The 13,095-nt window shown below is 43.7% G+C and carries 9 protein-coding genes and 1 pseudogene; 5 read left to right on the top strand and 5 right to left on the bottom strand.

What is annotated here, in order from left to right:
- Positions 1-154 precede the first annotated feature (154 nt).
- Both ACXAER_RS12380 and ACXAER_RS12375 read left to right on the top strand, forming a co-directional pair.
- Positions 155-1,568, top strand: a pseudogene (locus tag ACXAER_RS12380) (M28 family metallopeptidase).
- Positions 1,569-1,835: 267 nt separating this feature from the next.
- Entirely contained in the window at positions 1,836-2,861 is a 1,026-nt protein-coding gene (locus ACXAER_RS12375) for a substrate-binding periplasmic protein (protein WP_474829634.1), read from the top strand.
- Between the two features lie 38 nt (positions 2,862-2,899).
- Here ACXAER_RS12375 and ACXAER_RS12370 read toward each other — a convergent pair whose 3' ends face one another.
- A complete protein-coding gene (locus ACXAER_RS12370) occupies positions 2,900-5,626 on the bottom strand; it encodes an ATP-binding protein (RefSeq protein ID WP_474829633.1) in 2,727 nt (908 codons plus the stop codon).
- Between the two features lie 223 nt (positions 5,627-5,849).
- Between ACXAER_RS12370 and ACXAER_RS12365 the strand changes: the two genes are divergently transcribed.
- Genes ACXAER_RS12365 through ACXAER_RS12355 form a run of 3 tightly spaced genes read left to right on the top strand, consistent with a single transcriptional unit; the run spans position 5,850 to position 8,811 of the window.
- A complete protein-coding gene (locus ACXAER_RS12365; protein WP_136783374.1) occupies positions 5,850-6,407 on the top strand; it encodes a GbsR/MarR family transcriptional regulator in 558 nt (185 codons plus the stop codon).
- 11 nt (positions 6,408-6,418) lie between these two features.
- Positions 6,419-7,792, top strand: a complete 1,374-nt coding sequence (locus ACXAER_RS12360) for a cytochrome ubiquinol oxidase subunit I (RefSeq protein WP_474829631.1) — start codon at positions 6,419-6,421, stop codon at positions 7,790-7,792.
- 11 nt (positions 7,793-7,803) lie between these two features.
- Complete coding sequence (locus tag ACXAER_RS12355) at positions 7,804-8,811, top strand: cytochrome d ubiquinol oxidase subunit II (RefSeq protein WP_474829629.1); 1,008 nt, start codon at positions 7,804-7,806, stop codon at positions 8,809-8,811.
- Between the two features lie 597 nt (positions 8,812-9,408).
- On the opposite strand, the gene ACXAER_RS12350 is transcribed toward ACXAER_RS12355, so the two are convergent.
- From ACXAER_RS12350 to ubiB, 4 genes are all read right to left on the bottom strand, one after another.
- Complete coding sequence (locus ACXAER_RS12350; RefSeq protein WP_474829627.1) at positions 9,409-9,891, bottom strand: Lrp/AsnC family transcriptional regulator; 483 nt, start codon at positions 9,889-9,891, stop codon at positions 9,409-9,411.
- Positions 9,892-9,957: 66 nt separating this feature from the next.
- Entirely contained in the window at positions 9,958-10,602 is a 645-nt protein-coding gene (locus ACXAER_RS12345; RefSeq protein ID WP_474829625.1) for a hypothetical protein, read from the bottom strand.
- Positions 10,603-10,953: 351 nt separating this feature from the next.
- Entirely contained in the window at positions 10,954-11,163 is a 210-nt protein-coding gene (cspE, locus tag ACXAER_RS12340) for a transcription antiterminator/RNA stability regulator CspE (RefSeq protein WP_012519905.1), read from the bottom strand.
- Between the two features lie 293 nt (positions 11,164-11,456).
- The gene (gene ubiB, locus ACXAER_RS12335) at positions 11,457-13,085 is read right to left on the bottom strand and encodes a ubiquinone biosynthesis regulatory protein kinase UbiB (RefSeq protein ID WP_474829623.1); all 1,629 of its coding nucleotides are present in this window, start codon (positions 13,083-13,085) and stop codon (positions 11,457-11,459) included.
- Positions 13,086-13,095 lie beyond the last annotated feature (10 nt).

Raw genomic sequence — 13,095 nt, 5'->3', positions numbered from 1 at the left:
TTCGTTCTTTGTTACAGATCGTTTTTTATACTCAGCGCCTTACTCCGCTTTTCAATCGCAATGACTTGCGATGACCAACCATTAAACAGGTTTACTCCAATTGTAGACAAGCCACGTATTGGTTATGGTGAAAAGATAAACACTGGAGAAAACAATGATAAAAAACCTATCCGTACTTGCTAACTTAAGCGCAAAAATAAGTAAAAACAGTCTGCTGGCATCTGCTGTATTATTGAGCGGCACCGTTTCTTTCGCTGCTCACGCACAAAGCGAACAGCAGCAAGCACTTTACGATATTGCTAAAAGTGTCTCTGCCGAAAACATTGAAAAAGATATTACTACGCTGGTGAACTTTGGTACTCGCCATACCCTTTCTGAAACCGAGTCTGATACCCGTGGTATAGGCGCTGCGCGTCGCTGGATTAAATCTGAATTTGATAAAATTTCAGCTGAGTGCGGTGGTTGCTTAGAAGTGTACTACCAATCAGAAGTGATTAGTGGTGAGAAACGTATTCCAGACCCAGTGGAAGTGGTTAGCGTAATCGCGATTCAGCGTGGTAGTACTGATCCGGGCCGCTATGTGATTATGTCTGGCGACATTGACTCACGAGTATCTGATGTCATGGATTTCACGTCTGACTCACCGGGTGCAAACGACAACGCCTCGGGTGTTGCCGGAACTCTTGAAGCGGCACGAGTATTATCAAAGTACAAGTTTAACGGCAGTATCGTGTATGCTGCACTATCTGGCGAAGAGCAAGGGCTTTTCGGCGGGCGTATTATGGCAAACCAAGCCAAAAAAGACGGCTGGAGAATTAAAGCCGTGCTCAATAATGACATGATAGGCAATATCGAAGGGGTTAACGGTGTGATTAATAACACCACCGCTCGCTTGTTTGCCGAAGGTACACGCGTAACCGAAACGGAAAAAGAGGCGCGCATGCGCCGTTTCACTGGGGGAGAAGTTGACTCGCCAAGCCGAAACCTTGCCCGCTATATCCGATAAAATCGCCGATAAATACATTGAAAATTTAGACACTATGGTGATTTATCGCCTAGACCGCTTTGGTCGTGGTGGTCACCATCGCCCGTTCAATGATTTGGGCTACCCGGGTATTCGTATTATGGAAACTAATGAAAACTACACCCGCCAGCACCAAGACCTTCGCGTAGAAGACGGTATTGCCTATGGTGATACCTTAGATGGCGTTAACTTTGACTACGCCGCTAAGCTTACCGGTTTAAACGCTGTTTCTCTTGCAGCAATGGCGTGGGCGCCTAACCCACCTGCAAACGTAGAAATTGCCGGCGCCGTTCAGCCCTCAACCTTTTTGAAGTGGGATGCACTAGATGCTGAAGAGAACCCTCAACTAAAGGGATACAAAGTATATTGGCGGCATACTGATGCTCCGCAATGGGAATATAGTAAGTATGTGGGTAATGTAACTGAAGCTATGCTTGAAAACGTCGTTATCGACAACTACTTTTTTGGCGTTGCCAGCGTTAACAAGGACGGTGTTGAAAGCGTTGTCGTTTATCCAGGTCCTGCGGGAAGCTTTGGAGAATAAGCGTTTAGGTTGAGCTTTTATTCTCAGCGAACCAATACGCATCCAAGCACGCACCCAATCAAGTTCGTGACGTTAAGCTGGTAATGAAACTGGCTTATCGTCACGAATGACTTTACTCAACAAAAGCCTACCCAGACGCCAGCATTGCGCACAATCTATTGATGCCGCTTACATTTTGTTAATTTAAACCAGTGCGGGTTTATTGGAATTAAGTGACTAACTACATTACAGTGTAGAGAATGCACGTCGGCAGTTCGGAGTTCACTTTTGGTAAAATTCAGCGCGTTTTCGCTTTCTTTTTTCACTCGACGCCTTTCCCTGTTAGGTATAAGCCTAACCCTTTGTCTAGTTAACACTTTGCCATTACATGCCGCTCCCACGACTTTGGGTGCCGCTAGCTTTGAAACTTATATTAGTGATGATGGTGAGTCTGCTCGAATTAATGCTTTGCTCGAAAAGGTGTTTGAAAAGGCTGAGTTAGATATCCAACTTCAGGTTATGCGGCAAGCTTTTTTAGGCAGCTCCGTGCTGACAGGTAAACTAGACGGTGAGTTTGCCTACATGAATTTGGGCGAGGACAACAGTAATTACTTAATGTCTGAAATCTACTTGCCTGTTTATCTTTATGCGGTAAGTAAAGAGGCAAACGTAGAGGAAGTTAGACTTTTTCCACACTTAAAAGGCAATCGGGTTGCCATTGAAAACCGCTTTGCTAACACGCCCTCATTCCGATTGCTTAAAGATATAAAGTGGTCGCGCAACCCCACTACTTTTGATGCCTTTCGCCAACTTGCCGATGATAGAGCACCTTACTTGATTACAACCCAGCTTCTCGCACAGGAGCTAAACATTATGCTTGCTAACGATAGTGAAGAAACACTGCACTTTTCAGCAAAGCCTTTGGCAAAAACAGGGTTTCAAATAGCTCTTAGTAAAAATGTTGCGAGAGCTGAAAGCGTTATTGAAAAATTTAACCAGGCCGTATCGACGCTGCAGAATAACGGAGAATTCAATCAGCCTCTTGCTCTAGGGTGGGTAACAAAGGATGTGGATGGCGATGGCATAGCTGATTTTATTGGGCACAGCAGCATAACTACGAGCACTGACTTACTAAACACCGCCTACTCTCTTGACGGTAAGCCTACCTCTGACAGCAGCGTATTTTATGTAGACGGTGAGCAGTATGCATCGTTGGAGGAGGCTCGTACAGTACTCCCTGTTAAAGAAAGTGTGTCAGCTCGCGAGTCGCTTCTAGACAAAACTGTCTACCAGCAGCTGCTTCGCCGCTGGTAGATAATAACAGTTCGCATAGATAATTTTAGTAAACGCTGTTAGTGCGATGTTTCTGGTAAATACATTTCCAGAATTGTTAGCAACTCTTCGCCATCAACTGGCTTGGATACATAGTTATTAAAACCCGCTTTAAGTGCTTTTACTCTGTCAGAAGTGTAAGCATAAGCAGTAAGCGCAACGGCACTAAGCTTGGCGATTTCAGGGTTTTGACTAGCTCTCATTTTAAGCATCAAACCTAATCCATCTAATTCCGGCATACCTATATCTGAGAGCAGCAGATCGAAAGCTTCTGGCATGTCGTTGAGCTCTTTCCACGCTAGCAAGCCATTTTTAACCACATTGACGCGAGCTCCGTTAGACTCCAAAAATAGCTTTATAAAATCGCGTGCGTCCTGTTCGTCTTCCGCTACCAAGACTCGCAAACCACTTAGACGCAAAGACTCTGTTAGGTCACTAATTTCACTATTTTTAGTTTCGATTATTTCATCATGCAAGCTCAATGGAGCGATAGGCAATGTAACGTAAAACGTAGTACCCGTATTAGGCCCATCGCTTTCTGCGTAAATTTCACCACCGTGCATTTCAACTAAGCTTTTTACAATGGACAAACCTAACCCAAGTCCAATTCTATTGTGGGAATCGTTGCCCTGATAGAAGCGCTCAAATACATGGGATATTTGTTCACGTGTCATACCTTTTCCGTTGTCTCTCACTCGAAATAGGTAGTTTGAATGCTCTCTTTTGCCACGTACATGCACAGTACCGCCTTTTGACGTAAATTTGAGCGCATTGCTTAATAAGTTATTAATAACCTGCTTTATGCGTAAGCTATCGCCTAATATCTGGGTATGTGCGTCATCGCAATTTATTGAAAGTTGAATATTCTTGCTGGCAAAGCCAGCTTCAAATGACTTGGCTACTTCGGAAATAGACGAGGCAATATTTAGCGAATGGGTACTCAACTTCATGGTGCCCGATATAATGCGTGATAGATCTAAGATGTCGTTTATTAAGGCGGCTTGAGTAGATGCGGCGCGTTTGATGACCCCCAGCGCATCTTTCATTCTTTCTACATCCCCCACATCCATAAGGGCTAAATCTGTCCACCCAACTATTGAATTAAGTGGTGAACGAAGTTCATGGGAAATACTCGCCAAAAACTGATCTTTAGCTTTATCTAACTCTTCTAATTTACTAATTTGCTTATCGAGCGACGCTTTTAAGCTTAGCGCGTAAGGTATAAATAGGTGATCAAAACCTTCTATTATAAGCTGATCATCCTCGCTCCACTCTACCGACTCATCAGCAACACTTTGTAAGTACATATCAAAGGAATTACGAGGCGTTAGTACCTTACCAACATCTTTGTTCGCGGCTTCGCGGCCCGCCCATCGTATAGTTTTGTCTTTTTGCTCTCTAAACCAAACCGTGTAGTAACCAAGCTTGGCAGATACACAGGATATATACATGCCGCGAATGCCATTAAGGTCACATTGCTCCGACACTTCTTCCGCCAGCTTGCTAATAGCAATTGACTCTTCAGAGTTTGGAATGACGAATTTGTCGAGAAGGCGAGTTAATGTTTGTTCAGAGGGAGTTTTACCTACTAAATATTTATCTACAGGGGTAATAACCGCCATACCACATGAATTGGCAACATCCAAAAGGCCTTTTTCTTTTTGGGTTATCGCCTCAAGCGGGTTAGCAAAGCCAGTAAGCTGGTGAATAATAGTGTTTAGCTTACGTTGGCGAATTTGAAACTGCTCTTTCTTTTCATGCAAGGCTTTAGTATGTAGCTGCCACGCATAGAGATGACCGAGGGATTCGCATACCAAACGCTTTTTTTGGTCGATATATTTAGGCTCGTTATTGTGACAAGCAAGTAACCCCCAAAGTTTACCTTCAAACACAAGGGACACTGAAAACGATGAACGTATACCCATGTTTTTAAGATAAGTAATATGAACCGGCGACACTGAACGAACCATAGACATGGATAAATCCAGTGGCGGTCGCTCTGCTTCTTGCACTGTTGGCTTTAAAGCAATAGGGTTTTGTTCTACGTCAAATACGCAACGTACGCGATTTTTTAAGTACAGAGCTCGGGCTTGGCTAGGAATATCAGATGCCGGAAATTTCAAACCTTTGAAAGAGCGTGAAGCTGGTAATTTTGCTTCGCCAATTACTTCTCCGCTATAGGTTTTATCGAACTGATAAACCATCACCGAATCAAACCCTATGTAGCGCTTGAATACGCCCGCAATGGCGTCTGCGACATCACCGATAGACTCGCACCCATCCACATCAGGAAGCAATGTGCGAATATCTACGTCCATCGGTACCCATTGTTGGGCAGCTTCATAGCTAAGCTGCGGGGTAGGCTCTAATTCAATAACAAGTAAACCGTTTGAATCGAACGCGACACCGCTCCCCTCTTTTTCCCAGTTGTCTAAATGAAGCGCGTTGTCGGCAAATTTCCATTGATACGCTCGGCGCGTGTCTCCGCCTTTTACGCTTTGATAAATACTTTGAAAAGTGGGAGCATCTTCGGAAGGGGTATCTATGAGCTCAGTGATGAGAGTTTCACCCGCAATGATACTGACTTTAAATAGCTCATTAATGTTTTCACTGAACACCTGAATTTTTTTAGTTTCAGGGTCTACCGCTATAACGTAACCAAAGCTTTGAACACTTTCGATTAGGTGAATAGCTTCATCTTCGCAGTTCTGAAGCGTCTTTATCTTTTTATCTGTAACGTGCTGCATTGCCTTGGCCGAGAAATTTTGAAAGCGAACTTTCATGAGGGTTTTAATTACACAACCACGATAACAACTTATTGCAACCAAAGCATGCAATATCGTTGAAACTTTCCTAATTAACTTTTATTAAATTATCAACAAAATTTAGCTTACAAAGCTTTTTATTGTTGCCTTTTTTGATCTTACACAATAAACTTTCAGTAATTTCTGAAACTTCTGGAAGATTAGTATGAAGATGACGCCTTTAATTACATCTGCAGTTATGCACTTTGGCGAAATGGGAAGCCGCTGGGGTTTTAATAGAACCGTAGGGCAAATTCTTGCACTTATTGTATTAAACGAAGAGCCCATTTCGGCACAAGAGGTTGCCGATGCGCTCAATATCTCGAGAGGCAACACCAGCATGGGTTTGAAAGAGCTTCAATCATGGCGCCTAGTTAAACAACATCATGTTCCTGGCGAAAGAAAAGAGTTCTTTATTCCCGCTGGCGATATATGGACATTGGCAAACCGGGTTTTTGAAGAGCGCAGGAAGCGCGAAATAGACCCAACAATGAGCCTGCTTCGGGATCTGCTGCTCGATGCACCTGCAAATGAAAAGGAGGCGAACGCTCAACATAAACTGAACGAAATTCATGATTTACTCGAATCAATTACGGCATGGTCTGAAGAGCTTCAAAATCTTGGACCTGAAAAGCTAAACACGTTGATGAAGTTAGGTTCTGGCGTGGGCCGTATGCTTGAGCTTAAGGACAAGCTGCTTCCGGGGAAAAACAGCGTTAACTAAGGGGGCTCTCTGTGGATGCATTCTTGCTGTCTCGTTTACAATTTGCGTTAAATATTAGTTTCCATATTTTATTTCCAACCATCACCATGGCGATGGGTTGGTTTCTTTTTTATTTTAAGCTGCGCTCTAACATCTCAGGTCACCCTGTTTGGATGCGCATGTATCGTTTTTGGGTCCGTGTATTTGCCCTAAGCTTTGCATTAGGCGTGGTTAGCGGCGTCACAATGTCATTTCAGTTTGGCACTAATTGGCCTGGATTCATGGAGAAAGTGGGTAACGTGGCCGGTCCGCTCTTAGGTTACGAGGTACTGACCGCTTTTTTCTTAGAAGCCACGTTTTTAGGCATCATGCTATTTGGTATACGCCGTGTTCCTAACTGGCTGCATACAGCGTCTACTCTGATTGTTGCCCTTGGCACCACAACCTCTGCATTCTGGATACTAGCGCTTAATAGCTGGATGCAAACCCCACAAGGCTTTGAAGTAGTCGATGGTGTGGTGTATGCCACCAACTGGAAAGAAATTATATTCAATCCTTCTTTCCCCTACCGCTTTGTACACATGATGTTAGCGTCCGGATTGACAGCTAGTTTCTTAATAGCGGGGCTTTCGGCATACCGCATGCTTAAAGGCGACGACAAGCTTGCGCCTAAGCTCGCGCTTAAAACCGCAACCTATACGGCGGCCGTGCTAATTCCTTTGCAAATTTTTGCGGGCGACATGCACGGTTTAAATACCCTTGAACATCAGCCGCAGAAAGTAGCAGCGATGGAAGGACTTTGGGAAACCACTGAAGGCGCTCCTTTATTGCTTTTCGCTATTCCAGATGAAGAAAGCAAAGAGAACCACTTTGAAATACCCATTCCCTATGGTGCAAGTTTAATTCTTACCCATGAACTTAAGGGCGAGATAAAAGGGCTTAATGAGTTTGAGGGCGAGCATCCGCCTGTTGCCCCTGTGTTCTTCGGCTTCAGAGTTATGGTGGGTATGGGCATGTTGATGCTGGCCGTTTCATGGCTTGGCAGTCTTTACCTTATACGAAACAAAGACTTTCCTGATTGGCTAAAACGCACGTTCGCAGGTATGGCCTTTAGCGGCTGGGTAGCCACCCTTGCTGGCTGGTACGTAACAGAAATAGGTCGTCAGCCCTATTTAGTGAGTGGTGTGTTGAAAACTGCAGACGCAGTTACTCAACTGCCGCCGGCCAATATAGCATTGTCATTCACGCTCTACCTCGTTATCTACACCGTGCTTTTAATCGCCTACATGGGAACCCTTATGTTGATGTGCAGAAAAGCGGTAGAGATCGAAGAGATCACGACAGAAGAGCGGGAAGTCGCCAAAGCGAAGATGCAACCTTCTGAACCCGACCCAAGCACGGTCTAAGGAGAGCAAACATGTTTGAAAACATATCAGCAGAGATGCTCGGAAATATTTATGTGGGCTTACTTGGTTTATCTGTATTGCTGTACGCTATTTTAGACGGCTATGATTTAGGTGTAGGTGTATTGATTCCGCCTAGAAAAGAGTCGTTTCGCGACGATATGATAGCCTCAATTGGGCCTTATTGGGATGCCAATGAAACATGGCTTGTGCTTGCCATAGGTTTATTGCTCATTGCTTTTCCTGAAGCCCATAGTGAGTTTTTACAAACCTTGTACTTGCCTGCAACCTTCATGTTATTAGGGCTTATTTTACGTGGTGTGGCGTTCGATTTTCGCGCTAAAGTTGTTCAAGTGAAAAAGCGTAAGTGGGATTTGGTATTTAAATACGGTTCGCTTTTAACCACATTAGCTCAAGGTTACATGTTGGGTATCTATGTTACAGGGCTTCGTACGGATATTTGGGCACAAGGCTTTGCACTACTCGCTGCATTCGGTGTTACCGCAGCCTATGCGTTCATTGGCTCGTGCTGGTTAATACTTAAAACCGAAGGTGAGCTTCAAGAAAAAGCATATTATTGGGCACGCCGAGGTTTAATTGTACTGGCTGTGGGAATTACTGCGGTAAGTATCGCTAACTTAACTTTACACGATGACGTGCGAGACTTATGGCTATCAGCGCCTTGGGGCTATGTGCTTTTCGCTATTCCCGTAGCGTGTTTTGCGCTTTTAGCATTGTGTGGGGTATTGCTTAAGAAACTGCCTGACGCTCAAGGTAAAGGTGAATGGCTTCCGTTCTTTATAGCCTTGCTTGTATTTTTACTTTGCTTTAGCGCATTTGGCATTAGTTACTACCCGTTTATTATACCTGGGCAGATGACGGTGATGGATGCGCTCAGTGACGCTAATTCCCTGCGCTTCTTGCTAGTCGGTGTAGTTATTGTTGTGCCTATTATTTTGGCTTATACGGCCATGGTATATAAGATATTCTCCGGTAAATCAGAGAAGCTTTCTTACTACTAGCATTTGTTGATGAGATCGCATCAGATCTCAATTAGTTGAAACAATAGTGAACATCATTGAAAGTCAATGGTGTTCACTTTCTATCCAGCGCTATACTGTACGCTTATACGTTGTTAGTTTTTGCTGTCTCCAACGCCCTCATGCCCTGTAGCGTTTTCGGCGACTACTATAACCTGCGCGGAAACTCGATCTGAAAACCTGCGATCAAAATATGATCCTTTCTCTCGAACAATGTATACCAATGAATAGAGGATGCTCAGTTGTACTTAGCCTATCCTTATCATGTGGACGAGATATCTACATTGTTTAATGACGAATATTTTGTTGACATCAAACTGTAATATTACTATATTTTATTTGGGGCAATTTTTACTAGAAGGAGCCAATACTATGGAAAATGTATTCCATTCGTTCTCACGGTTCTTCAAACGCGCGCACCCCTATACAGTCGCTCATTACATCGGCCGTAAAAATGCGCAGCGTATCTTAGGATGTAAAATTAAAAAGAAATCCAAGATATTTGCCGACCAGCACGTTGAAGACCAAAATCATTAATTTATATGGGGCCCGTCAAACCGGCCCCATTTTTTTGGCGTATTAAATGTGGTTTAAGGGGACTGAGGTTGTGTACTTAATCTGTTCCATGGCAAAGCTAGACGTAACGTCTGAAAACTCTATACCGTTAACCAATCGCTTATAAAAGTGGTCGAAGCAATCCATATCGGTGACGAGGACTTTTAGCAAGTAATCGTACTCCCCTGACATACGATAACATTCAACAACTTCATCAAATGACGCGGCGTGCTTGGCGAAACTTGCTAGCCATTTTCCATCGTGCCTTCCTGCTTTCACTTGAACGAAAACCGTCATTGCAAGGCCTAGCTGCTTTGCTTGCAACAGCGCCACTCGCCTAGAAATTATGCCCTTCTCTTCTAGCTTTTGAATGCGTCGCCAGCAGGGCGTGACCGTGAGCCCGACTTGCTCGGCGATTTCTGCAACAGGCGTATCAGCATTATTCTGAAGTATGGCCAAAATGGTTTTATCTATTGCGTCTATACCGCTCATTTTATCATTAGCCATAGTGGAACCTGGCCCTGCATCCCCAACACTTTCAGTTTTATATTTGTTTTGTTACTCATACTTTATCTAAAGCCACCAAGGCTTTGAAAAATCGACGCTTTCGGGAGAAATTTCATACTGATAAGGAGGTAAGAATAAATCCCAAAACGCTTCGCTTAGGTCTTCATCTATTATGTTAAGTTTACCCGCATCACGATAGCGAGAGAGTAGTTTATTGTAAGCATCAATAGGCATTTGCGGGTTAGACTGTCGAAAAACGACACGACCGCTAAACTCTTCGAACATGGCTTTTTCAGCTTGGAATTGCATTACCTGCTTAACCGCTATTTCTTCGATAGGTTTTGATGAAGTTTCGCTAGATACCTGGCTTTTAAACTTATCGATAAACTTATTTACTAGCGCTTGGTCAAGCGTAATACCTTTTTCCTTAACGTAATCCTCTAACACTAGTTCGAAAATTTTGTTAGACGCGTTTACATAAGCGACATATTCGAGCATTTCGGCGTAGTTATCTTTCGCCTGCTCTTTCATGTTTTGACGCTTTTCTTCACTGGGCATTACATCTACTACTCGAATTTCGGTGTTGAGCACTGTTGCCAAAACATTCTCGCCAACGACTAGCCCATCTGCTTGGGCGGCATAAGTAGAGTTTGAACAAAGAAGAAGTAGTAAAGCAGCCAGTGTGGTTCGAATTATTGATGTGATGCGCATAAAGCACTCCCTGAAGGCGTATTCATCGTTATATCGAGTAAAGCATTAAACACCATGACTACGCAATACTGTGGCGTACTGATATTAGGAATATGCTGCGAGCATCAAATTTATTGTGGTGAACGAGTGCTTTTGTGATCTGGTACGGTGTACACAAGAAACGGTAACGATAGCTACGCTGAAAACTGGCAATTAAAGAAAAGCGCTATTCGTTAAAAGTGAGTTATACCAAAAGCGTTATAGACTAAAAGTGTTATGCACTAAAAGCCTAGTCAAGCATTTAGCGTGAGCGTGGGAAATGCAGACAATAGAAAGAAAAACGGCGGTCAAATGACCGCCGTTTTTGAATTCTTAGATAGCTTGCACGTTAGCAGCTTGAAGACCTTTTTGACCTTCTTCAACTTCAAATTCTACTCGCTGACCTTCAGGAAGCGTTTTGTAACCGTCAGAGATGATCGCACGGAAATGAACGAAAACGTCCTTGCCGCCGTTATCTTGAGTTAGGAAACCGTAACCTTTATCAGCGTTGAACCACTTAACTGTGCCTGTAACTTTAGACATGTCGTATAGACCTCAAATATCGTATTAAATTGCGCATAAGCGCGTGTAACAAAGTTCTTTAGAGTCTTTAAATTGGCGGAGTATTGGGTCTTACTTACGAATGGACAAACAACTTACAACAAATTACCGGGTAACTCGAGTGGTTTTACATATAGCAAATAATACAAAATCGCGTCTATTTAAAGACTTTGGCTTAGAGCCGTATCCACTATAACACTCTTCGGGACGATTACTATACAAATTAATTAATTAACTATGGATTTCATAAATATTTCACCGCAGCGTAACAAAAATCACAGCCCTTTTCGCCACGCTAAATACCAACAAATTGCGCCAATTACACCCGTACTTGCAGGGAAATACCAAGATAAGTCATAAATTGGCAATATTGCTGACATTAGTACAAAGGTAGCACCTACTAGGCTCAAGTGAGTGGTCTGAGTTGTTTTCTTTTGTTCTTGAATCAGTGCCAAATGTGCCCTTTGCTGTTGCAATGGCAAGCGCTTCATCTGCTGTAAACTGTCGTACAGCAGGTCTGGCATTTCCGGGAGTTTTTCAGACCAGAAAGGCAAATTGTCTTTCACCTTTCCCATCATGGCAGTAAACCCAATCTGCTCTTTCATCCAGTTTTCGAGGAACGGCTTGGCGGTTTTCCATAAGTCGAGCTGGGGGTAAAGCTGACGACCTAAACCTTCGATATACAGCAAGGTCTTTTGCAGTAACACCAATTGCGGCTGTACCACCATATTGAAACGTCGCGCCGTGTTAAATAGCTGTAGCAGCACATTACCAAAGGATATCTCTGCCAAAGGCTTTTGAAATATCGGTTCGCATACTGTGCGAATGGCCATTTCGAACTCATCAATGTTGGTATCTTGCGGCACCCAACCTGAGTCGGCGTGAAGTTGCGCCACTTTGCGATAGTCGCGGTTGAAAAAGGCGATAAAGTTTTCGGCCAAATAGCGCTTATCTTCGCGATTAAGCGTACCAACAATGCCAAAATCGATGGCGATGTATTTTGGGTTTTCAGGATGTTCCGTAGATACAAAAATGTTGCCCGGATGCATATCAGCATGGAAAAAGCTATCCCGGAATACTTGGGTAAAGAAAACTTCAACCCCGCGTTCTGCTAACTTTTTCATGTTGGTGTTTTGGGTTAACAAAGCATCAATATTGGAAATAGGTAAGCCGTAAATACGCTCCATAACCAATACATTACTGCGACAATAATCGCTGTAGATCTTAGGTACGTATAAGGCGTCTGAGCCCTCAAAATTACGTCCTAGCTGGATACCGTTAGCTGACTCACGGAGCAGATCAAGCTCATCTACAATGGTTTTGCGATATTCCACTACCACTTCTACAGGGCGTAAGCGCTTGCCATCTGGCAACCAACGCTGCAGCACATTTGCTAGGCTAAATAGAAGCTCCATATCCGCCACTATGGTATCGCGAATATCTGGCCTTAATACCTTTACTACAACGTCTTCGTTGTTGTGCTTTAACTTTGCTGCGTGAACTTGCGCAATAGAGGCAGACGCCAGTGGCGCGGTTTCAAATTCGCTAAACAACTCGTTCAGATCAGAGAGCCCTAGTGCCTGCCTGATAATGTCTTGCGCTACGTTTGACGAGAAAGGTGGTACTTTGTCTTGTAAGCGGGCCAGCTCATTAGCAATAGCTGGGGGAAGCAGGTCGCGGCGTGTAGAAAGCATTTGGCCAAACTTGATAAAGACTGGGCCAAGGTTTTGCAATGCAAGAGTAATGCGCTCGCCAGGAGATTTCCCTTTGTGCTTATTGCGCACCCAAAAAATGGCATGGCGCATAATTCGCGCGTACCAGGGTAACCACTTTGCTGGAATAAGTTCATCTAAGCCGTGTTCCAACAATACCTTGTTAATTCGGTATAACCTAACAATACGCATTTATGAGCCT

The organism is Alteromonas sp. AWJ4_199, assembly GCF_056159165.1.
Note: the sequence above shows the minus strand (reverse complement) of the source record. Positions and strands in the feature narration are given on the sequence as shown.